We start from the raw sequence: 22,924 nt of genomic DNA on the forward strand, positions 1-22,924 counted from the left end.
GCGTCGTCTTCCGCAAAAGGATTGCAGCCGGTCAGCATCAGTAATAAAAGCAATGCCGGTAAAAGCCTGATAGTCATTTCAAAGTCCCTTTATTTAAAAATTTAGCTGACAGGAAATTTGTTTTCCTGGTTATTCCTGTCGTAAATTTTTATTAGCCTTATTTAATGAAAGAACTTAACAGAACGCCGATTCCAATCGAAATACTACTTATTGCCACCTCTATTTTTTACAAATATAACAAAAGACACCCCGCCTTAAAAATAAGACTAAGATAAAATGTTGTTCACTTTGATTGACATAGATAGTTACAGACCCAGGCATAACGATCTTTCTCTAAAAGAACACCTTGATTAGTTGCAGCAAGCATGGCCTCAAAGCAGGCACTAAATTCAGCTTTTTTTCCTGGAAAAATACCTTCTGGTAATACTTGGTCGGATAGAAAAACCTTCGCATCGCAAAGACACATTAGCATTTCAAACTGTTTATCGTTAAAAACTATCTTCTGTGGCTTTTCATTGCCTGACATATTATCTTGACCAGTAAATATTTCCGGCTCACCATCCTCATTCATCCAGCTCCAGCAAAGCACAGGTGTATGAAGTTGGTTCTGCTGAGTTTCATCAAGTATATGCGTAAATAAATAGCGCAATATCCGCGTATCCCAAAAGCGAAATATCCCTTCACGCATTTCATGACTGGCACTCACACAACTTCCCAGCCATGAAGAAAGCTCTGAGAATGGCCATGACGAACAGATAGCCAGTAACGGTGCGGTAAGATAAACGTTACGAGCAAGATCGTATAACCACATTACCTGCTGATCTTCGTTTAAATCAATACGCATTAGCAGGGGAGCATCCTCAAGAAAGATATTCTCTGGTAAGCCTTCATAAAGAGAATGCCATTCTAACTCAGGAAACAAAAAGTCAAATGCAGGGATAACTGAAAAACTCAGACCACACTGATCAACAATAATATCGATATATTCCAGCCCCATCTGCCGGCAGTTTTCCTGGACTTTATCAAGCCAGCAATTTACCTCTCTCATGAGTTATTCTCCCTTGGTACGAAACCCTGCGCCCTTGCCTGCGCTCTTTCTAAACACTCTTTGCAAACAGATGATGGCAACTCAGGTAATGCAAAGTCTTCACTTGCTGGCCCCTGAAGATCATGTTGTCCTTTTAAACTTATTTTCCCCGGCCCATGAATCTCAATCTCTCCCTCAGGAGTAAGCCGTATATAAGCCCCGCCACATCCAATCGTAATGCCATTTTTCGACGTAATTTGTAAATGTCCCTGTGTAGACTGGACAGTAATATCTTTTAGAGATTTCAGGGCCAGCGTATCTGCATGCGATTCAATGGCCAGTGGCCCTTTTGCAGAAACCAGACGCATTCCTTCCTGTTGTGCCAGCATAGATACCGCTTTACTGGCATTCACCGCGTGTCGTTGCGCCGTAGTTATATTTACCTCACCCAGACTTTGTAGATAGAGGCCTTTCCCACTATGGAGTAACGTAGCTTCCGCAGAGACGGCTGAAAAACCTTTTGGGGCAGAGAGTAAAATAGTGGGTTCATTTAGCTGGCTCGTCCCCTGTACAAGTTCTTTCAGTGAGTTCGCATCAGGTGAAAAGTTGTGGTGCGTCTGTGTAATGTTTCCCCACGCCGTAACCTGATTAACGGCACCTTTTAACAGGCTAATGGCTGAGGCCATCTCCAGCACATCGCCCTGCGCCTTCGTCTGACCATCTGCGCTGATAAAGATGCCCTTCTGCGCTCTTATGGCGCCCCAGGCATCAGTGCGTAATTCAAAGCCCTCGCCCCGCTTCTGCCGCTCTGCATCCACCAGATGTCCCAGGTTAAGCTGGCTTTTACCTCCATACTCCGTTGAGATTTTGACGTGCTCTTTTTCCCGCGTATCGTCGAGCCGGATTTTGTTATTCGCCGGGGTGCGCAGCACGTTGCGCTTATAGTTGCGGATGGTGACGTGATCCGGGTGCGCTGAGTCATGCAGCACACCGGCAATGTAGGGGCGATCCGGGTTGCCATCCTCAAACCCTATCGCTACTTCTGTGCCTGCCAGTAACGGCAGGTGCAGGCCGTAAGTGTCTCCGGCATAGGGCCGCGACAGGCGCACCCACAGGCTCTCGAATCCGCTTTTCCACTCATCCCGGTCAAACAGCATATTCACCCGATAGCGTCCGTCCCGGTCGATATGCGCGTAGCTGTCGTTCTCTGTGGTGCTGGTCACTCGCGCCGGCAGCGTGCCGGCCATCACGGGACGTGGGCCAGGCTCCGGACGGAAGCTATAGGTTGGGCTGTCCGGGATCCCGCTCAGGTAAACTTCCAGGCCCCGGTCACGGCGGGCACGACTGCTAAGCCCGGTGATAAGCATGCCACTGCTGAAGGCCTCGGCAACTTCGTAGCCGCCGGTAATTTTCAGCACCTGCCCCGGAGACAGCGTTGGGCAACTGGTAATGGCGGTCAGTCTGGCCTGGCCATTCAGATAACGTTCGTGGCGAATCCGCGCGTAAAACGTGCCGGTCTCTGGCGCAGGGTTGCGGTCATAAGCGTCGCCCCGCGTCAGGTAGTTGTCGGCGTAGTGGTAGGCATCGCCGTAGGTTGTGGCGTCCTCTCCGGTAACTTCCGCCTGGCCGTCCATCTCCTCGGTCGCCAGCCGATAGTTATAGTCGCGTGTGCTCACCTGCTTCGGTACTACCCTGTGATGACATTTCATCCCCCAGACAGAATCCATCCCCGCTGAGTGCTGGCCGGACGGTGGTACTGACGGCAGAGTCAGCCCTCTCTTATAGCTCGCCTGGCTGTCGTAAAATTCCACTACGTCGATGTTCAGCCGCGTGTCGGTAGTGAAGCGGAACCAGATGCCCACCTCACCCAGTAGACGGGTGATGAATGCCAGATCCTCCTCCCCGTACTGCATCACCTGCTCCCGGCGCGGATACGTCTGCGCCAGCGAAAAGAGAAAGTCCTGCCCGCGCATCCCGTGGCGCTCGCGCAGGATCTTTTCCACGATTTGCGGCACTGACATGTCCTGATAGATAGCGTTCTGACGAGAGCGATCAAGCAGCGCCAGGCGCGGCTGTAAAGTCAGGGCGTAGTGCGTCTCATCTTTTGACGTGCCGAATCGCTCAAAGCTGGTCACCACGCCCTGCACTACCCGCAGCGGCTGTTGAAGGCTGTCGCCGGAAGCGGGCGAAACCGGCGCCTGCAAAGTCAGCGAGGCGGGCTTCATCAGCATCATTTTCTGGCTGATAGCGTGGTCGGGAGACGTGAACTCAATGCGGTAGCGGAAGGGCTGGCTCAGGGCTTCCTCACCTTCAAAAGCGAGTATGTCCAGTAAAGAGGCGCACTCTTTTACCGTCAGCAGGTGGTGGTTATGGCTGAAAAGAAGGGAGAGTGGAGTGGTTGTCATGTTCATTCCTTGAATAAAATGCGTACGCGCGGATGCTATACGCCGTATTCGAGCAGATCTTCCCGTGTTATCGCCGCGGCAGTCGGACACGCTACCGCCCGTCGCCGCAGCCCAGACGCATCGGGTCAGATTTTCAGGATATTTTTGGCCGGAAACCCGCGACGCAGGCGTCCGGCGAAAAAGCGGGCAGGTTGCCCTGCCCGCAGCCGAGCTACGCCGTAGCGCGTTCGTTCCAGGAATCGGAATGAATGATGTTGCCGTCTTTGTAGGTCCAGGTGATTTTTTCGTAGCGCAGCTCAACCAGTTCCAGATGGTTATGCTTCTCGTAGGCGGGGTTTTTTACGTCATACATCACCGGGTTGACCTTCACGACCTTCACGTTTTCGAGTTTGGTATTGAAGTACTCCACTTCCTGGCCCGCATCATCAATGCAGTACCACTTAAACTCCGCCGACGTCAGGGTCTGGCCGGTAGTTACGGCCTTATAGAGGTAAGGGCTGGATGAGTCGGTCTCCTTGGTGAACTTGAAAGGGGTATGGATGCGCGTACCGGTCAGCTTGCCGGTATTGTTGTCAGTCGGGATATAGATGTTGTGCTCCTGTCCAAGCACCTCAATGCTGCCCTCACGATCCTGCACGTCCACTGAACCTTTAATGTCCGCGCCGCCGTCATCCTTCAGCCACAGATAAACAGGAATTGCCATAATGATTTACTCCGTTTCATGGTTGTTAACGCCGTCCTCCGACGACGCCTGGGGGGGATCTGACACCAGACAGGCGTCTGCCTGTGGCACCAGACTGATTTCGACACGACGGTTGAGCGCGCGCCCTTCCGCAGTGTTGTTGTCGGCCACCGGGCGGCTGTCGCCGTAACCCTGCACCGCAAAACAGCTCTCCGGCACGTCGCCGGTGTCTCGCATCCAGCCGCGTACCGCTTCAGCGCGCTTCAGGGAGAGCGCCTGGTTTAATTTGGGGTTACCGGTGTTATCAGTGTGTCCCGCTATCACTATCAGCCAGCCGGGTCTGGCCTTGATATCGACCAGGGCGTTCACCAGCACTTTCGTCGATCCGGGCCGCAGCTCGGCTTTGCCGGGATTAAACAGAGAGAGGCTATCGAGACGCACAATGGTGGGATGCGGCGCAGGTTTCGCAGCAGGCGCAGGTGATGCAGGCGGCACGTATGAGCGGATGGCGTTCAGCAGCGGTTTGTACAACCGTTCGCCATGATAAAGCCCCAGACTCAGGCGGATCGGCTCGCCGTTACGCGCCCACAAGTCCAGCTGCGCCGCATCCTGGCGCAGTTGCTCAACGGCCGCGCGTTTCGCGTCGAGATCATCCATCGCGATACGGTTGTAATACCGGATATCAGCGCTCACCCGTTGCAGAAGCTGGTGATTATTCCAGCCGCTGCTGCATAGCGCGGCGGTTGCAGCCAGGATAAAAAGCGTGAAGCCAGCTCGCCATGCGCGCTGCCACGACGTTATCCCCTTCCCTTTTGGAAGCAGCGGCAAAATAAAGTCAGGCAGCGCAGTCTGTAGCGGCGGGTGATTTACGGCTGGCTGCCAGCCCGCGGCCTGCGCGATTGCTGTGCGCTGTTGCAGCCAGTTCGTCCAGAGAGAAGATGGCAATACATCCGGGCGATACGGTTCAATTCGACAAAGCATCGCCGCGGGCGTCAGGCTCGGAATATCGGGATGCGGCTCGGTAAACCGCGCCACGATATGCTGGCGGAACCACGCCGTCAGGCTGTTCATCAAGACCTGTTGTTCTATTTCCACTGTGCTGCCAGTAGCGATCCACGGAGCGACAGAGGATGAAAGTTGCCCCTCACGCCAGACGTGGCTACCTTCTTCGGGGGTGGTGCTGAGCCAGATCGTCTCATTCACCATCCGCATGCCCACCAGGCCATGCAGTATCAGCGGCACGCTTTGCCTTGTGATGCGTCGCAGCCGGGCAAATTGCCAGCGCAGCGCCAGCAGATGGCTGGTCAGGCGATCCATATCAGCGTGCTGCTGAGGCGAAACGGTAATCATCACCGACAGCTGGCGTCCCCACTCGGGCCGCTGTCGCAGCAGCTGCTCAACTGCCTGATCCAGCGCCTGGCCGTCACGTATCTGGATCCAGCAGCCTCGCGACGAGGTTATGACGGGCGCCTTATCTGGCCAGCTCTGTGCCAGATCGCCACAAACCAGCACCACTGGCTGCCGGTACGCCGCGTCCGGCAGCGCGGAGAGGTCGCTGCTCGCCAGCGACTGCTGACGCCTGGCCCAGAACCATGCCGCGCCTGCCAGCAGCCAAATGACCAGCAACAGGCAATAAGAGGCGCGGTGGGAGAGCGGCAAAAAAGCCAGGCAAACCAGGCTGGCCAGTACGGCGAACCACAGCGCCAGGATACGATGCTGTGTCGCACTCATTTCATCGCCCCGGCTGGCAACAGCGCGATCAGGATGTGATCGAGCCAGTAATCAAGCCCCAGCCACAGCATTCCCAGCAGCAGAACGCCAAGACCGATACGTGCTGGCCAGGCCGCCAGCCAACCGCCAAACCGGCGTCTGGTTCGGGATGGAGCGAGGATCGGTTCTGCCTGTTGATACCTGAAAGGCTTAACGCGTTTGCTTAAGGCGTTTATCAGTTTTACGCGTTCAGGATCGTCAGGCCGGGAGTATTCGCCGAGAAACCCCAGCAGCATGACCCGATGAAAACAGGTGAGTACGGCCAGGTTTGATGCGGGATCGCGCAGCGCTTCTCGCATACGCTCGCACAGCTTGTCGCCAGCCTCCATCGTGCCGAGGAAATGTCCCTGTAGCGGGATGTCATACCATTGCAGGCAGGCATCATCCTGTACGCCGCGCCCTTTCACCACCTCGTCAAGCAGCGCACACTGAGCGTAGAGAATATGTTGACGGCTTACTTCATCCAGCCCGGCCGCTTGCAGCGACTCCTGAACGCGCGCCACATCCTCCACGCAGCGCTCCCACAGCAGACGGCCCTCTCCTTCGTTGATTTTCAGGCCGTGACGCAGGCCGATCGCTTGCAGCCAGGTATCTTGTAGCAACGCATCAATATCAACGGGCGCAACGGCTCTGTTTTTGCTTTCATTCATGTTCTCAGCACCGCAAAAAGTTCAAGTTCAGGATCGCCCAGCGTGCCCGGCATATAGAACATGCAGGCGCCGCTCTCCAGCATCTCCCGGGCAGCGGGGTGCGACAGATCGAGCATGAAATATTGATTCTCCAGACGCAGCGGAATGGCGGCTGGCACATGATGAAGGGGCTTGAGCGGGATCCCCTGACGGGACGCGTTCACCAGGCTGGTGACATAATCGGGACTGCCGATCTTGCACTGCCGTGGGAACTGCTCCTGTACCTGAGCGGCAGGCAGCGGAGAACGTACTGAAAGGTAGTAATCCGCACCTTCGCGCAGGCGTGGATCGTGCAGCCGGGCAAGCCACTGGCGCATTCGCTTGTCATGCTCCAGCTCAATCGCCACGACGCGCGACGGCAGGCTCGCTTCAAGCAGATCGTTCAGCAGATTAAACAACGGCGGAAAGACGCTGTTCAGCTGGGTATGCTGCCAGAGGGGGATCGCACTGGTCTGGTGCTCCAGCGAAAAGGTCAGCAGGCTGCCCGCCAGCCGCGCCAGTTCCGGGTAGAGACGTTCTGGCGCGCTTTGCGGACAGCGCTGAAACAGACCCAGCACCGGTTCGGCGCTGTTTAAAGCATTCAGCAGCCAGAACAGAGAAACGTCCGCCACGGCAAAATCCGCCATACGTTCATTGCTCTCGCGGCGCATCGCCATCAGTCGGCTAAGCCGCGCGCGCAGCTGCGTCATAAGCTGATCAAGATGAGCGACGAGCCAGCCGCTGCTGCTAATCGTCAGGAGCGGCGGTAAAAACGTGTCATCCAGCGTCCAGCTACCCTGAGAATCCTGTTGCAGCCGCGCAACCGGGCAGGTCAGATATTCGCTGTTATCCTGGTGCGCAAATCGCAGCGTCAGCTCCGGCTGCATAACAGCGATTTGCTGATTGTCATCGCCGAAAAGATTACGAATATCCCGCCAGCGCTGGCGATAGCGCACCGGCCGTTCCGCCACCTGATCAGGCTTCAGACAGTTGCCACCGTTGGCGCGCATCAGCGGTAGAGCCAGCACTACAATAGCGTTATGCGCGGCGTCATCCAGCGGAAGCGCGGGCGGCAAGGCATCCGCATTGTTCGTATCAATCAGCGTGCCGTCCTGAAAGCGCAGATGCAGATGCCGGGCCTGTAAACGGCCCAGCTTCAGCATCTCGGTTTCAAAAGAGGAAGCGATGATGCCCCAGGGATGACTAAGCCCCATCTGCGCAATACATTCCGTTGTCCAGGCCGCATAAGCGGCCTGCTGCTGAAAATGCTGGGGCGAGATCAAAATGCCTCTTCCCCACAGCGGTTGTTCTGTTTTCACCTTTTACCGCCTTACGCTTTCGCCTTCGGCATCTGAGAAACCAGCGACAGATTGACGTCCATGCCTTCTACCTGGAAGTGCGGCACCGCATACAGCTTCACGCGGAAGAAGCCGGGATTGTCCTCGATATCTTCCACCACCACTTTTGCGTCGCGCAGCGGGTGCGAGGCCTGAAGTTCATCGCCCGGATCGGTCATTTCAGTGACCAGGCTGCGCACCCAGGTGTTGAGCTCAAGCTCCAGCAGGCGGCGATCTTTGGTGGTGCCGATGTTTTCCCGCTGGATCAGCTTCAGGTAATGAGCAATGCGTGACAGCAGGAAGATGTAAGGCAGGCGCGCATTGATACGGCTGTTGGCGGTCGCGTCAGCGGTATCGTAGATCGCAGGTTTTTGGGTAGAGTTCGCCGAGAAGAAGCAGGCGTAGTCGCGGTTCTTGTACCAGGAGAGCGGGATAAAGCCAAGGTTGGCGAACTCAAACTCCCGGGTTTCCGGGATCATTACCTCTGATGGGATCTTGACCTGGTTGCCGGTGCCGAGATCGTAGAGATGAATCGGCAGATCCTGCACTGCGCCGCCCGCCTGCGGGCCACGGATCTGTACGCACCAGCCATTGTTGATAAAGCTGCGCACCATATTGGCGGCGAAGGCAAACGAGGCGTTGGTCCACAAATATTTGTCGTGATCGGGGCCTTTGACCTCCTCGACATAGTTAAAGCTGCGCACCGGGATGGTATCGGGGCCATATGGCAGACGCCCCAGCACGCGCGGCATCACCAGTCCGATATAGCGAGAGTCGTCAGTTTCGCGGAAAGATTTCCACTTAATGTATTCGGCGCGGTCAAAGTAGTTGCCGATATCCTTAATGGCTGCCACCTCTTCCATTGACTCTTTCAGGAAGAATTTCGCGCCAGCGGAGCCAATAAATGGCATATGCGCGGCGGCGGCGACTTTGGAGATATTGCGTAGCAGCGCGACGTCCTGCGCGGAGGCGTCAAACTCCCAGGCGGAGATCAGCGCGCCGATGGGTTCGCCGCCCGGCGTGTCGTACTCCGCTACGTAAGTTTGCAGATAGAGTCCGCTCTGGACAATTTCCGGGCTGTCCTCAAAGTCTCGCCGCAGATCCTCTTTAGAGAGATCGAGCAGCTCGATTTTTACGTTCTGACGAAAATCGGTTTTGTCTACCAGCGACTTTACGCCGCGCCACAGCGACTCCACGGCCTGGAAATCTTCATGATGCATCACCGCATCAAGCTGACGGCTAATCTGGTAGTCCAGCTCGGCGATATGGTGATCGATCAGGGTTTTATCCAGCTTCCTGACGGTTGAGCCTGCTTTGCTCAGGCACTCCAGAAAAACCTGCATGCCGGCGGTCAGACGTTCATCGGCGGTAGCGTCAGACATGGCTTGCGCATCCTGCCAGATATCCAGCGCGCTCAGTTTTGAGACGGGGTTTAAATTGATTTTCCTGAACAACGAAGCGTAAACGCTGCCCGCTTCCGGACGCTCCTGCACCAGGCTTTCGCCGCCAGCCGCATTTTCATTTTGAAGAGTCATAAGCATTCCCTTTCATTCATTAACTTGTTGATGCCGTTAAGCCTTCGGTGCCAGTGCTGACAACTCGCTGCGTAGTTCCGCGCTCAGCGCCGGGTCGAGCAGGATTTTTTCCAGCTCTTTACGGAAAGCCTGGTTATCCAGCAAATTCGCTTTCAGATCGCGGAGCAGATTACGCATCGCAAGCATCGCTTTAAGCTGTGGGATCTGCCGCGCCACCTGCTCCGGCGTAAAATCTTTCATATCCCGAAAACCCAGGTGGATATTCTCCTCGCTGCCGTCGTTAGCCAGCGTATTCTTAATGGTGAGATTCACTTTTGGAAAATATTCAGAAAGCGCGCTGTTAAAGTTGTTTTTATTTACGTTTATTTTCTTCCGCTCCGATAATGGCGCGGTTTCCTGACCATGACTAAAATCGCCTGCAATCAGTAACTTCAGCGGTAATTCCGTCTTTTTAGTTGCCCCGCCCGTATGGAGATCGAGCTTAAGGTTAATACGTGCTTTAGGCACTTCGCTCTGGAAGCTATCAGCCATTATTCTGTTCCTCATTGAATTGCTATTTGACAGGGATCGCAATGCTTTTGCAGCCGAGATAATAGAGCAATGAATCTCCAGGAATCAAACCACCAAACATTTAACCCGTTATTAGAAACTATTAAATGTTTTGCACACGAAGTTAATAAAAAGTTATTAGCCCGGAGAGATTACCTGACCACTTTAAAACTTCTGCTTAGCGCTCTGACCTGCAAAAAAGACCCTGATTAAAACCCTGCCGCATTGCGCTTTACTTACTGAAATAAATAGAAAAATACCACTGTACAGGTAAGCAGATACGCCCCACCACTCGTTGCTAACCAGCAGATTCTTTCCAGCCAGGATTAAGGGGCTCCCTCTTATAAAATAAGCCATAATTTGAAGTTACCTGAATCAATAACTTATTATCAGTCGCGTCCATGACCGACCAAAAGCCATCACAAACGGAAAACTCATTGCCAAAAGACAATCATTTTCCCGCTTCGGGATAATAAATATTGCAAAATGAGAATGCAAATATTCAGACAGCTACACTCTCTTTAAGTTCGAGCTGTAATTTGAATGGATATTTTTCTATCTGCAAAATGCTATTATTCCGCATGTATAAAGAAAGGCGGACGAAAGGATAACGTTAAGAATAAGAAATATATTTAACCCACCCAGCTTCAGAATATAATGATTCTATGCGTTTTTATCTGGCAAGAAGGCTAACGGGTTTTGTTAAGCGTTGAATTAATTTCGTTTTTCTGAACAGGGGAATATCAGTTTAAAGGCTACTCTCGGCGGGATTACCCTTCTCAGGCGTTATATCCGCCCTGCTCAGAGTTCAGAAAGAATAGCGTCCGGCTTATACGCCACGCTGGCTGTTGCGATAGACCGAAGGCGAGACGCCATGTATCTGCCTGAAGCGGTTGCTGAAATGGCTGGGCGAATGAAACCCGCAGCTGAAAGCGATAGCCGTCAGAGAGAGCGAATTGTCTGCCAGCATCTCTTTTGCGCGCTTCATGCGACGCCGCATCACATACTGATGCGGCGCTTCGCCCAGCGAATGGCGAAACATACGCGCAAAGTGAAACTCGCTCAGCGACGCCTGCTGGCTAAGCTGCGCCAGCGTCAGCGGCTGATCGAGGTGCGCTTCAATAAAGGCCAGCAGATGACGCAGCACAGCAGGCGCCAGACCGCCCCGCGTCTGCGGCGCGCGCCACCGCACATCGCTGTAATGCTGTAGCAAATGGGTCAGCAGCAAGGTCGAGGCGCTGCTCAGCATGAGCTGATTGGCGGGCTGTGCCCAGTCGCAGCTGAGCAGAAAATGACGATAGAGTTGCGTAATGCGATCGTCGCTGGCAAATACCTTCTCGTGCAGCTGAAGGTGCGCCGGGCTGCGGTCCCATATCTCTTCCGCCATCTGGCGCAGATGCGCTTCAGTACAATAGAGATGAACAAATGAGAGATCGGAACGCAGATCCCAGGTGGACTCCACGCCAGACGGCATCAGGCAGAAGCGATCCGGGCCGCCACCGTTCCGCCAGCCGTAAGGTGTTTTATGCCAGGTATCATAGCCGTCAGCGATATAGAGGCTGAGAGTATGGTGATTGCTGAGATTAGTGACCCGATCGCCGCTGTTGAACCAGTGCGCCAGCTGAGTGCCGTCATTAAGCCGGGCGTGATGGCGCAGCTGGGCTTTATGGCGTTGCAGCATATCAAAAGTCTGATAGGTCGGGGTGTTCACGGGCGCTCTCCTGCTGACAGATCCCCAGTGTATGAAGAGCCGCATAAAGAAAACAGCCTTATCCGGCGCGACGGCGAAAAAAGCGCAAGAATTTGCAAGTGCGCCGCAAGTCCATGTAAGCCGGTTCCTCCTTTACTGGCGATACTGCTGCCTCAGCTCAAGGAGGCGTGCCATGAATCTCTGTTTATACCTTTCCGTCGTGCTTATCTGGGGCACCACCTGGATCGCGATTTACGCGCAGCAGGCCGCAAGCAGCGGCAGCGTCGGCGCGGCGGTGTTCTGGCGTTTTATCGTGGCGTCGCTGGTGATGCTGATTGTGCTAAAGGTAGTTAAGCGTCTGCGTTCGTTGACGGCGCGCGATCACCTCTTCTGTCTGCTGCAGGGCTGCTGCGTTTTCGGCCTGAATTTTCTCTGCTTTTATCACGCGGCTGCCTGGATCAACAGCGGTCTGGAGTCGGTTATCTTCTCCATGGCGGTGCTTTATAACGCGCTTAACGGCTGGCTTTTTTTCCGGCAGCGCCCTTCCGTACGCCTGCTGCCGGCTGCGATGCTCGGCATCGGCGGAATAGTTGCGCTTTTCTGGCACGATCTACACGGCAGCGAAGCCTCTGCGCAGCTTTTATGGGGCGTCGGCCTGAGCGCTCTGGGTACGCTGGGGTTTTCGCTGGGCAATATGATTAGCCTGCGCCATCAGCGTTTGCAGCGCGATGTGCTGACGACCAACAGCTATGCGATGCTCTATGGCGCGCTGATGATGGCATTGCTGACCTTATCGCAGGGCGAATCACTGCAGCCGGTCTGGAACCGGCAATGGATGGGTGCGGTGGCGTATCTGGCCATCTTTGGCTCTGTCGTCGGCTTTGGCGCCTACTTCACCCTGGTCGGCCGCATCGGCGCCAGTCAGGCTGCCTACAGCACGCTGCTGTTTCCGCTGGTGGCGCTGGCGCTCTCAACGATCTATGAAGGGTATCAGTGGCATACAGGAGGGTTTGTGGGATTAGCGATGATTCTGGCGGGTAATCTGGTGATGTTTGCGCGCTTGCCAGCGCGGCGATCCCGCGTCCCTGCGTGAAGCGAAGAGCGGGCTGCTGCCCGCCCCGCTTAGCGTCATGCCCGGCGCTGCACAGGTGTCAGTTGATGAGGCCGATTAATTGCCTTGCGCGCTATCCAGTAAAGCAACACGCGCTCATCGTCATTATCCTGGTCGGCCATGGAGAGCAGTTTCAAAGCCAGTGTAGATTTGGTCACAGGCTGCTGCTCATCGCTGAGCTCAATCACTGCCTGACCGATAATGCAGCGTACCTCATCCTCACAGCTAAGGGATTCATATGCTCGGTCTTTCATATTTCCTCCTGTTAAGTGAGTTGTAAGCCTGGCAAATATTCTGTCACTCTGCTGCTGAAACCCGTCGAGAGACACATCTGCTTACGTCAGGTAACCAATGATTATCAGGTTGTCGCATTGGTCATATATTAGCGAAGCGGATTCGCTGCCGTTCATACCCTGAAAGCGGCATTTCATGACGCGTTTCCCTCCATTCATGCCTTTTTTTACGCGCGCGCGTAGCCTCGCCCTAATCTGGCGTTAGTTTCCAGATTCCCAGACGGGAGAGAAAAATCATGAAGCAGATAACAGCATCCTCTTATCAACGCACCCGGTGGCTGACCCTGATCGGCACAGTCATCACCCAGTTTGCGCTGGGCTCGGTCTATACCTGGAGCCTGTTTAACGGTCAGCTGGCCTCTAAACTCGAGGCATCAGTCAGTCAGGTCGCCTTCTCTTTCGGGCTGCTCAGCCTGGGACTGGCGGTGGCCTCATCGCTGGCGGGCAAACTCCAGGAACGTTTCGGGGTGCGTCGGGTCGCTATCGGCGCGGGCGTTCTGATGGCGGCCGGTTTCTGGCTGACTGCCCATGCCGATAATCTGATGATGCTCTATCTCAGCGCAGGCGTAATGGTCGGGTTAGCCGATGGCGCTGGCTATTTAATGACGCTGTCGAACTGCGTGAAGTGGTTCCCCGAGCGTAAAGGGGTGATCTCCGCCTGCGCTATCGGCGCTTACGGGCTGGGCAGCCTGGGTTTTAAATTTATCTGCGGCGCGCTGCTGAGCGCGGTCGGTCTGGAGCAGACCTTTATTATCTGGGGCCTGGCGGCGATGAGCATGATTATTCTGGGCGCGCTGCTGATGCGCGATGCGCCTGTTCAGCGCGCAGCGGATCAAACCGCCCGGCAGGCGCGTGACTATACGCTGGCTCAGGCGGTGCGCCTGCCGCAGTACTGGATGCTGGCGCTGATGTTTTTAACCGCCTGCATGAGCGGTCTCTATGTTATTGGCGTTGCAAAAGATATCGGCGAAGGGCTGGTGCATCTTAGCGCGCAAACAGCAGCCAACGCGGTAACGGCGATTGCCATCGCCAACCTGAGCGGCCGTCTGGTGCTTGGCGTCCTGTCCGATAAGATGGCGCGTATTCGGGTTATCACCCTGGCGCAGATTATTTCGCTGGCGGGAATGGCCATTCTGCTGTTTACCCGCATGAATGAGACCACCTTTTTTGTTTCGCTGGCCTGCGTCGCCTTCAGCTTCGGCGGCACTATTACCGTCTTCCCGTCGCTGGTAAGCGATTTCTTCGGTCTTAATAACCTGACCAAAAACTATGGCCTGCTCTACCTGGGCTTTGGCATCGGCAGCGTACTCGGTTCGCTCATCGCCTCGCTGTTCGGCGGCTTTACCGTGACTTTTAGCCTGATTATGACGCTGCTGGTCATGTCGCTGCTGCTGTCACTGATGATTCGACTGCCGCAGCGCGAACCGCTGACCGAACAGGTGCTGCAGCGCAGTTGAGGTTAATGCCAGGCTGAAGCGCAGAAGTAGAAAGCGGCCCGCGCCAGAAAAGGCGCGGGCCGCTTTTGCGTCAATACGATGGGCCGAGCCGTCCGCCCGGTGAATCACAGTCGCTGCGCGTTATCCCGGAAACAGCGGTTCCGCGACGCCCGCAACCTCAACCTCGACCGCGAAAATATCTCCCGACTGCGGATAGCGCGCCAGCTCCTCGGCGGTGCGATCCTCGCGCGAGCTGGTGATATAGAGCGTCTTCAGGTCAGCGCCGCCGAAGGCGACCATCGTCGGCCAGCGTACCGGCAGGGCAATCTCATCCACAATCTGCGCGCTGACGGGATCGATACGCACGATGCGTCCGCCATCAAACTGTGCAGACCAGTAAAAGCCTTCGCTGTCTACCGCCGCGCCGTCCGGCAAACCGCCGTCGGCGTCAAACTGGCGGAAAAGCTCCCGCGCGCCCGGCTCGCCATTTTCATCCAGCGGATAGCGATAGAGCACTTCATTTGGCGTATCGCTGTGGTACATCCAGCGGCGGTCGGGTGAAAAGGCAATGCCGTTGGAGATTTTAATATCGCGCGCCTTCACTTCCAGCTGCAGCGACGGCGTTACGCGACAGAGCAACGCGCCATCCTTGTCCTGCGGCTCCCACAGGCTGCCGCACCAGAAATTGCCCCAGGGATCGACGCGCCCGTCGTTGAAGCGGCTTTTCGCCGCCTCGCCTGGATTATCCGCAATCTTACGCTGCGGCCTGCCCTGCTCATCCAGCAGCCAGACGCCGCTGCGCAACGCCGCAATCAGCCCGCCCTGCTCGCGCAGGCCGATACAGCCGACCTCTTCCTGCTGCGGAAAGCTCTCCAGCGCGCCGCTGCGCGGATCGAAGCGATGAATAGCAGGCGCCAGAATATCAACGCACCACAACACCTGTTCGCGCGTCGACCAGGTGGGACACTCTCCCAGCTCCGCCTGCAACGCCAGTACATTTTTTACTTCGCGCTTCATACTCGCCTCTTTTTATTTCGCATCAACATACTTTAGCCTGAATTCGATACTGCGGGGGAGAACGTCGCGCTTGCTTTTCAGAATTATCTTGTCAATAATCTTTTTTATTCAGCCTGTTCCGATAGGCTTATTTAAAGCGCCTCTGGCTGCTGCTGGCGCTGAAATATTCCGAAATATCTCTCTAAATAACTCTACATTTGCTGCATCATCACTCCACTATTCCGGCGTAATGTCATACCTATCGGAAAAGAGGAGAACTTCCTGTGAAAAAAATCGTTAAAGTTGCAACCGTTTTTGCCGTTATCTCTATGCTAAGCGGATGTATCATTGACAGAGGGCATGGCGGCGGATGGCATCACGGCCACGGTCATGGCTGGCACCATTACCGCTAAGGGCAAAGATTTCACACAGCAAAAAATAAAAAAAGGGCGGGATATTACCCGCCCATTTCACTATTTTATCGTTTAGCTTTTTACTGCATAGTTGCACTGGAACCAGCTGGTTTTCAGTCCTGGAATATGACTGTCTTTTGGCGTCAGCGCCTCAACTTTATCAAATCCTTTCCTGCTGCAATAATCTGCCAGATCCAGCTGCATCGCATCTTTGTTTAATTTCTGCGGATCGTAACGATACTGTACGGTATTTGCGCTTGGATCTTCATCGACGCGTTCAAATCCCCCCGGCTTGCTGACACTACAACCGGTCAGCAATAACAGCGCCATTGCGCTGACGATAATAGATTTCATTTTTCTTCCTCACAGTGCTGCCGCAGTTTAAGCCGCGTCGCTTACGTCGGCTATCGGAAAACTGCCCAACATAAATCATTTTTCTAAGTTTTTACCGATTAATGCGATACAACCAAACGTTTATCGCTATCAATCAAAGGGTGCGATGATGCACTCAGACAAAACAGCGTCTGCACCACACCAGGTGATACTCAAGAAGACATTCAGATTGATTTTAGGCCCGCGCTGAGCGGGCTTTTTTTCGCCCCTCAGCCAGAGAGAGCCACCATTCTACGCAACAGATTCGCGGCGCGTTTGTCCGGCAATGCGAGAATAGCGCTGTAGAGATCGACAGACATCGCGCACATAGACGAGCGATCGACCGCCGTATCGGCGGGCATATTGAGCTGCTGCAGCTTGTCGCCCCATTTTTTATAGAGCCTGCCAACGATGCGCTGCAAATCCTGCTGCGCCTGCGGCTGATCTACGGGCAAATCCGCACCGCGGCTGGCCAGCAACAGCTGCTCCGTCGCCGCCGCGTCCTGGGCGTTAAGCGCAGGCGGCAGCGTCTTCACCAGATTGATCCCGCCACTGACCTGCGGGTAGAGAAAGCGAAAGCAGAGCTGCGGATCCTGCTGTCCCAGCGCCTGCATCTCATTAACCGAGACGCGAATATAGCTGACCACGGCATCATCCGGCGCGCGCATCAGCCGCTGGTTAATGATATCGGCCAGCCAGCCGCGCAGCTCGCCCGTCGCCTGCTGCGGTGATTCTCCGAGACGCAGCTTGTGCTGTAACTCCTGCACCAGCAGCTGCCACAGCGCAGGCTCCTGGGTTTGCAGCACGCGATAGCCCGGCGTTTGCGCCAGGTAATCTATCGCCGCCTGCCGCTGCGCGGCGCGCTGCTGCTGCGGTTTCAGCCAGCTGAACCAGAGCAGATTCGCCAGCATAAGCGGCAGCAGGAAAAGCACAACACCCTGCCAGGCGCGCAGCCGGGTGGTTTTTATCAGGACAACGATGATAAGCGCCAGCAGCGCAAAGGCTGCCAGCGTGACGATCCACAGCGAGGTCATGCGAAGTTGCTCAATCCTTACGAACGTCAATTAATACCGGACAGTGGGCGCGCTCGATAACCGCCGCGCTTACCGATCCTTTCAGTAGTCGATTAAAAGAGGAGAGATGGCGGCGTCCCATGATGATCATCTGCGCGTTAAGCTGCTGCGACTGGGCAACAATCGTATCCGCCGCTTCGCCACCGACAATCAGCCCGCGCGCGACGACGCCGGCGCGCAGCAGCGGCGCCAGCGCATGGCGCACCACCAGCTCGGCGGTATTCTGCTCATCCTGCGCCACGGCGAAATCTTGCGGATCTTCTCCGGCGGTAATATCTATCGGCTGGTTGCAGGAGGAGTAAGCGGGATCGACGCAGCACAGCACCACAACCTGCGCCTTGTGCGCCAGCGCCTCTTCTATCGCCGTCGCGATCACCTTCTCGGCGACCGGCGAATTATCAACAGCCATCAGCAGTGTTTTCATCAGAGTTTATCCTTCAACAGCGGCGATTTTGCCAATTTCGCGTATCAGCGCCTCTTTGCATCTGAGCATCTCTTCACGGTACGCCTCTTCATTTTTCTGAAAACGCGCCGTCGGCACCAGCAGAGAGACAGAGAAACGGCCAAACAGCGTATCCAGCGCCACCGCCATAGTGGAGATGCCTTCAAGCGTTTCGCCGCGATCGTAAGAGATGCCGGTTTTACGCACTTCATTAATGAGCGTCAGCAGCTGCGGCAGCGTTTTTACGGTTTTATCCGTCAGCTCGCGCCAGGCTTCGCCCACCATTACGCGTACGTCGTCGTCGCACTCCAGCGCCAGCAGCGCGCGGCCGCCCGAGGTGCTGTAAAGCGGCAGGTTCAGCCCCATGCGCGGCACAACGCGTAGTTCGCGCGACGCCACCACATAGTGAATGATAGTCAGTTGCGTGCCGCTGGCGCGCGACAGCGAGACCGTTTCATTGGTCGCCGCGCACAGCGCTTCCAGCTTGGGCCGCACCAGATCGACGACGTCAGTATGCACGCTTGAGATAAGCTTCAGCAGCGCCGGGCCAAGACGCAAGCCGCCCGCGCCGCTGCTGCGCACCAGCTGGGCGCTGTCGAGCGCGGCGACGATGCGCTGTACCGTTGAGCGCGGCAGATCCACCGCCTGCGCAATTTCGCCAAGACTCATGCCGCCGGGATGCTCTCCCAGCGCGTTGAGGATTTTTGCCGCGCGCGCGATGACCTGAATACCACCTGATTTTTCATCTTCGCGGCTGGATGGAAGTTTTGCCATGGGTCGTCCTTTTCAGCTGCCTTACTCTACCGCGAAAAAGGCACAATTTACAGCATGTACCACATTGCAATACAGCATATCGGAATGTAAGATCGCGCCCTGTATCACATCGCAATACACTGCATCATAATAACGAGAAACCTGCTATGACCGCTCAGCCTGCCGCTGCGCCGCCGCCGCACCCCTTTACGCTTCGCCTCGCCCTGGGGCTGATCGGCGTGCTTATCGCCGCGCTGACATCGGGCCTTAATGACCGCGTGACCGATATCGCGCTGGCTGATATCCGCGCGGCCATCGGCGTCAGCTATGACCAGGGCAGCTGGATCGTCTCCTCTTATCAGGCCGCCGAAGTGGCGGCGATGATGATCGCGCCCTGGTTCGCCGTCACCTTCTCACTGCGCCGCTTTTCGCTGACGGTTTCAACCGGCTTTCTGCTGTGCGGCATTCTGCTGCCACTGGCGCCCTCGCCCGGCAGCTTTATCGCCCTGCGCGTTCTGCAGGGGCTGTTCGGCGGCGCGCTGCCGCCAATGCTGATGACGGTCGCGCTGCGCTTCCTGCCGCCGCCGCTTAAGCTTTACGGGCTGGGCGGCTATGCGCTTACGGCCACCTTCGGCCCCAATATGGCCGCCTCGCTGGCGGCGTTCTGGACGGACGACGTCAGCTGGATGTTTGTGTTCTGGCAGGTGGTGCCGCTGATGCTGATCGCCATGCTGCTGTTCGGCTGGGGCCTGCCGCAGGATCCGCTGCGCCTGGAGCGTTTTAAGCAGATCGATCTGTTCGGCATGCTTACCGGATGCAGCGGCATGGCGCTGCTGGTGCTGGCGCTGACGCAAGGGGAACGTCTGGACTGGTTTGACTCGCCGCTGATCGCCGCCATGCTGCTGGCCGCCCTGCCGCTGCTGCTGGTGTTTCTGATTAACGAGTGGTTTCATCCGCTGCCGCTGTTCCGGCTGCAGATGCTGTCGCGCCGCAACCTGACCCACGGCCTGCTGGCGCTGGCCACCGTACTGATTGTCTCGCTTTCCGGCTCGGCGCTCCCTTCCGCCTATTTCGGTCAGGTAGAGGGGTTCCGCACCCTGCAGTTCGCGCCGCTGGCGCTAACCGTCGGCCTGCCGCAGCTGCTGATCGCGCCGCTGGTTGCCGCGCTGCTCAATATTCGCTGGATCGACTGCCGCTGGGTACTGGCGGCGGGCGTCGCGCTGCTGATTACCGCCTGCCTGCTCGGCTCGCAGATCACCAGCGACTGGGCGCGTCAGAACTTCTGGACGCTGCAAATTTTACAGGCGTTCGGACAGCCAATGGTGATCCTGCCGATTCTGATGAGTGCCACCAGCGTGGTCGCGCCACCGGAAGGGCCCTTCGCCTCGGCGATGTTTAATACCGTACGCGGCTTCTCCAGCGTGGCGGCCTCGGTGCTGGTAGAGGTTTTTCTCAGCCACCGGGAGAAGATCCACTCCAACGTTTTGCTGGACCAGGCCGCCAGCCGCCCCTGGCTGATGAGCGCGACGAGCAGCGCCGACGCAGGCGCCAGCCACCCGCTGCTGATGGATGGCAGCGTCAGCAGCAGCGAGAATCTCAGCGGCTTCGCCACCCTGGTCAGGCATCAGGCTACGGTGCTCGGCCTGAGCGACAGCTGGCTGCTGCTGATCGCCTTCGCTGTGCTGCTGCTGCTGCTGACCGCCTGGCTGCCGAAGCGCGTCTGGCCGCCACAAACCCTGATTCAACCTGCCTCTTCGACATCGAGAAAATAAGATTATGCGTGCTTTAGTAATGAGAAAAACCGTGCTGCTGAGCCTGTTGTTGCTGGTTCTGCTGGCCATCGCGTTTTTTATCTGGTCAACGATGACCGGCAACGATCACCGCACCAATGATGCTTACGTCAACGCCGACTACACGCTGGTGGCGCCGAAAGTTTCCGGCTATATCGCCGAGGTGAAGGTGCAGGATAACCAGCAGGTGAAAGCGGGCGACGTGCTGGCGACGCTGGATGACCGCGACTATCGCGTGGCGCTGGAGAGCGCCGAGGCGGATTTGCAGGTCAGCCAGGCGAAGTTACTCAGCAGCCAGGCGCAGCTGGAGCAGCAGCAGTCGGCTATTGAGCAGTCAAAGGCAACCCTGGCGGCTAACCAGGCGACCGCGCAGTACGCCGGTCAGAACGCCGAGCGCTATAACCGCCTGTATAAAAGCGGCACCGTTGCCGCCGACGATCAGCAGAAGGCAAGCTCGACCCAGCGCTCTGCCGCGGCGGCGGTGCGCCAGAGCCAGGCTGCCCTACTCTCCGCTGTGAAAGAGATCGGCGTGCTGCAGGCGGCGGTTCGTCAGGCGCAGGCGGATGTGGCGGCGGCGCAGGCGAGCGTGGATCAGGCGCGCCTCAACCTCTCCTACACGCGCATCGTTGCGCCGGTGGATGGCATGGTGGGTCAGCGTGCGGCGCGCGTCGGCGCTTACGTTTCCGCCGGGACGCGTCTGCTGGCGGTCGTACCGTTACAGCAGACCTATATCACGGCGAACTATCTGGAGACGCAGCTCAGCGACGTGCGTCAGGGACAGCGGGTGAATATCACCATCGATGCGCTGCCGGGCAAGCGTTTTACCGGCCATGTCGACAGCATCGCGCCGGCGACGGGCGCGACCTTCTCGGCGATTTCACCCGATAACGCAACAGGTAACTATACTAAGGTCGTCCAGCGGCTTCCGGTTAAAATCGCGCTGGATACGAACCAGCCTGGCCTGTCGCTGCTGCGGGTTGGTATGTCGGCGATCCCGGAAATTGAAGCTGAGTAAAACGTGATGCATCTCTCACAATGGTCCTATTTATTTTAGGATCGATTACGCGTAAATTAGCGCTCGATCCTGTTCTGAGTTACTCAGAACGACCTGAGAAAATGCCTGAGGCGATGATGACCTGATGCGTTTTTCTCATTCTGTTCGCGTTGCGCTGGCCTGGGATCGCTCTCGTCGTAACCGCTCAGAGGAGTTGTTTGTGAAATACGCCTTGATGGGAATCTCTTTCTTTGTGTTGCTGTGGGTCGGCACCTTTGTGCTGATGATGTAGCGCAAGCACCGGGGCGACAGCGTTGTCGCCCCGATTAGTTTTATTCAGCTTCTTCCACCGCTTTTACGCTGCCCGGCAGAATACCGTCCGCGCGGAACATCGCTTTAATTCCCCGCACCGCCTGACGAATGCGATCGCTGTTTTCTATCAGCGCGAAACGCACGTGGGTGTCACCGTAATCGCCGAAGCCGACCCCCGGCGAGACGCAGACTTTCGCCTCCTGCAGCAGCTTTTTGGCGAACTCCAGCGAGCCGAGAGAAGCGTAGCGGTCAGGAATTTTCGCCCAGACGTACATTGACGCTTTGGGATTCTCCACCATCCAGCCCGCCTCATGCAGCCCTTTCACCAGCACGTCGCGGCGACGCTTGTACTGTTCGGCGATATCGCGCACGCACTGCTGGTCCCCTTCCAGCGCGGCGATAGCCGCGACCTGCAACGGGGTGAAGGTGCCGTAGTCGTGATAGCTTTTGATGCGCGCCAGCGCGGCGACCAGCTCTTTATTGCCCACCATAAAGCCGATGCGCCAGCCCGCCATGTTGTAGCTTTTCGACAGCGTGAAGAATTCAACCGCCACGTCGCGCGCGCCAGGCACCTGCATAATCGAAGGCGCTTTCCAGCCGTCGTAGACGATATCGGCATAGGCGAGATCGTGTACCACCAGCACGTTGTACTGTTTCGCCAGCGCGATTACCCGCTCGAAAAAGTCCAGTTCGACGCACTGCGCGGTGGGGTTTGACGGAAAGCCGAGGATCATCATTTTCGGTTTCGGATAGCTTTCGCGGATCGCCCGCTCCAGCTCGGCAAAGAAGTCGATACCCGCCACCAGCGGCACCGAGCGCACCTGCGCGCCAGCGATTACCGCGCCGTAGATATGAATGGGGTAGCTTGGATTGGGCACCAGTACGGTATCGCCGTGATCCAGCGTCGCCAGCATCAGATGCGCCAGCCCCTCTTTCGAGCCGATGGTGACGATAGCTTCAGATTCCGGATCGATCTCCACCTGATAGCGTTCGGCGTACCAGCGCGAAATGGCGCGGCGCAGACGCGGAATACCGCGCGAGGTCGAGTAGCCATGCGTATCCTCACGCTGCGCCACCTGACAAAGTTTTTCCACGATATGCGGCGGCGTAGGGCCGTCAGGGTTCCCCATCGAGAGATCGATGATGTCTTCGCCGCGCCGACGCGCAGCCATCTTCAACTCAGCGGTAATGTTAAACACATAGGGGGGAAGGCGATCGATACGCGAGAAACGACGGGGTGTGCTGTTGTCAGCCATAATGTCCTCTTGATTACGTA

The 22,924-nt window shown here is 56.5% G+C and carries 21 protein-coding genes; 5 read left to right on the top strand and 16 right to left on the bottom strand.

Annotation, left to right across the window (positions count from 1 at the left end):
* Positions 1–283 precede the first annotated feature (283 nt).
* From B3797_RS11450 to B3797_RS11490, 9 genes are all read right to left on the bottom strand, one after another.
* Complete coding sequence (locus B3797_RS11450; protein WP_311791129.1) at positions 284–1,048, bottom strand: DUF4123 domain-containing protein; 765 nt, start codon at positions 1,046–1,048, stop codon at positions 284–286.
* Positions 1,045–3,432, bottom strand: coding sequence for a type VI secretion system tip protein VgrG (locus tag B3797_RS11455; RefSeq protein WP_311791130.1), 2,388 nt, complete (start codon positions 3,430–3,432; stop codon positions 1,045–1,047). The genes B3797_RS11450 and B3797_RS11455 overlap by 4 nt, the downstream gene beginning before the upstream one ends.
* 211 nt (positions 3,433–3,643) lie before the next feature.
* Positions 3,644–4,135 carry a type VI secretion system tube protein TssD gene (tssD, locus tag B3797_RS11460; RefSeq protein ID WP_311791131.1) on the bottom strand — a complete coding sequence of 164 codons (492 nt, stop codon included), beginning with the start codon at positions 4,133–4,135 and terminating at the stop codon, positions 3,644–3,646.
* Positions 4,136–4,141: 6 nt separating this feature from the next.
* Complete coding sequence (locus B3797_RS11465) at positions 4,142–5,845, bottom strand: OmpA family protein (protein ID WP_311791132.1); 1,704 nt, start codon at positions 5,843–5,845, stop codon at positions 4,142–4,144.
* Positions 5,842–6,534 (bottom strand): type VI secretion system protein TssL, short form, encoded by a 693-nt coding sequence (tssL, locus tag B3797_RS11470; RefSeq protein ID WP_311791133.1) that lies wholly within the window; start codon positions 6,532–6,534, stop codon positions 5,842–5,844. Before tssL ends, B3797_RS11465 begins: the two co-directional genes overlap by 4 nt.
* Positions 6,531–7,871, bottom strand: coding sequence for a type VI secretion system baseplate subunit TssK (gene tssK, locus B3797_RS11475; RefSeq protein ID WP_311791134.1), 1,341 nt, complete (start codon positions 7,869–7,871; stop codon positions 6,531–6,533). Before tssK ends, tssL begins: the two co-directional genes overlap by 4 nt.
* Positions 7,872–7,882: 11 nt before the next feature.
* Entirely contained in the window at positions 7,883–9,430 is a 1,548-nt protein-coding gene (gene tssC / locus B3797_RS11480; protein WP_311791135.1) for a type VI secretion system contractile sheath large subunit, read from the bottom strand.
* A 30-nt stretch (positions 9,431–9,460) separates the two neighbouring features.
* Entirely contained in the window at positions 9,461–9,955 is a 495-nt protein-coding gene (tssB, locus tag B3797_RS11485) for a type VI secretion system contractile sheath small subunit (RefSeq protein ID WP_311782840.1), read from the bottom strand.
* An 847-nt stretch (positions 9,956–10,802) separates the two neighbouring features.
* Positions 10,803–11,654, bottom strand: coding sequence for an AraC family transcriptional regulator (locus B3797_RS11490; RefSeq protein WP_311791179.1), 852 nt, complete (start codon positions 11,652–11,654; stop codon positions 10,803–10,805).
* 202 nt (positions 11,655–11,856) lie between these two features.
* Here B3797_RS11490 and B3797_RS11495 point away from each other — a divergent pair, with 202 nt between their 5' ends.
* Complete coding sequence (locus B3797_RS11495; protein WP_311782842.1) at positions 11,857–12,756, top strand: DMT family transporter; 900 nt, start codon at positions 11,857–11,859, stop codon at positions 12,754–12,756.
* A gap of 35 nt (positions 12,757–12,791) precedes the next feature.
* Here B3797_RS11495 and B3797_RS11500 read toward each other — a convergent pair whose 3' ends face one another.
* Positions 12,792–13,028 (bottom strand): hypothetical protein, encoded by a 237-nt coding sequence (locus tag B3797_RS11500; RefSeq protein WP_084882889.1) that lies wholly within the window; start codon positions 13,026–13,028, stop codon positions 12,792–12,794.
* Positions 13,029–13,303: 275 nt separating this feature from the next.
* Between B3797_RS11500 and B3797_RS11505 the strand changes: the two genes are divergently transcribed.
* Positions 13,304–14,524 (top strand): L-lactate MFS transporter, encoded by a 1,221-nt coding sequence (locus tag B3797_RS11505; RefSeq protein WP_311791136.1) that lies wholly within the window; start codon positions 13,304–13,306, stop codon positions 14,522–14,524.
* Between the two features lie 120 nt (positions 14,525–14,644).
* Here B3797_RS11505 and B3797_RS11510 read toward each other — a convergent pair whose 3' ends face one another.
* The 5 genes from B3797_RS11510 to B3797_RS11530 form a co-directional block, all read right to left on the bottom strand.
* A complete protein-coding gene (locus tag B3797_RS11510; protein WP_311791137.1) occupies positions 14,645–15,520 on the bottom strand; it encodes an SMP-30/gluconolactonase/LRE family protein in 876 nt (291 codons plus the stop codon).
* A gap of 464 nt (positions 15,521–15,984) precedes the next feature.
* On the bottom strand, positions 15,985–16,266 hold the full coding sequence (locus tag B3797_RS11515; protein WP_311782845.1) for a hypothetical protein: 282 nt from the start codon (positions 16,264–16,266) through the stop codon (positions 15,985–15,987).
* 248 nt (positions 16,267–16,514) lie between these two features.
* Positions 16,515–17,318 carry a hypothetical protein gene (locus B3797_RS11520; protein WP_311782846.1) on the bottom strand — a complete coding sequence of 268 codons (804 nt, stop codon included), beginning with the start codon at positions 17,316–17,318 and terminating at the stop codon, positions 16,515–16,517.
* Between the two features lie 10 nt (positions 17,319–17,328).
* A complete protein-coding gene (locus tag B3797_RS11525) occupies positions 17,329–17,781 on the bottom strand; it encodes a universal stress protein (RefSeq protein WP_311791138.1) in 453 nt (150 codons plus the stop codon).
* A gap of 6 nt (positions 17,782–17,787) precedes the next feature.
* Entirely contained in the window at positions 17,788–18,573 is a 786-nt protein-coding gene (locus B3797_RS11530) for an IclR family transcriptional regulator (protein ID WP_311782848.1), read from the bottom strand.
* A 146-nt stretch (positions 18,574–18,719) separates the two neighbouring features.
* On the opposite strand from B3797_RS11530, the gene B3797_RS11535 reads away from it, so the two are divergent.
* From B3797_RS11535 to ypdK, 3 genes are all read left to right on the top strand, one after another.
* Complete coding sequence (locus tag B3797_RS11535) at positions 18,720–20,324, top strand: MFS transporter (protein ID WP_311791139.1); 1,605 nt, start codon at positions 18,720–18,722, stop codon at positions 20,322–20,324.
* Between the two features lie 4 nt (positions 20,325–20,328).
* Positions 20,329–21,357, top strand: a complete 1,029-nt coding sequence (locus B3797_RS11540) for an HlyD family secretion protein (RefSeq protein WP_311791140.1) — start codon at positions 20,329–20,331, stop codon at positions 21,355–21,357.
* Between the two features lie 199 nt (positions 21,358–21,556).
* Positions 21,557–21,628 (top strand): membrane protein YpdK, encoded by a 72-nt coding sequence (ypdK, locus tag B3797_RS11545; RefSeq protein WP_120458224.1) that lies wholly within the window; start codon positions 21,557–21,559, stop codon positions 21,626–21,628.
* Between the two features lie 40 nt (positions 21,629–21,668).
* On the opposite strand, the gene alaC is transcribed toward ypdK, so the two are convergent.
* Entirely contained in the window at positions 21,669–22,904 is a 1,236-nt protein-coding gene (gene alaC / locus B3797_RS11550) for an alanine transaminase (protein ID WP_311791141.1), read from the bottom strand.
* Positions 22,905–22,924: the final 20 nt, after the last annotated feature.

The organism is Pantoea sp. UBA5923 (genome assembly GCF_002431095.1).
Lineage (GTDB): Bacteria > Pseudomonadota > Gammaproteobacteria > Enterobacterales > Enterobacteriaceae > Pantoea > Pantoea piersonii.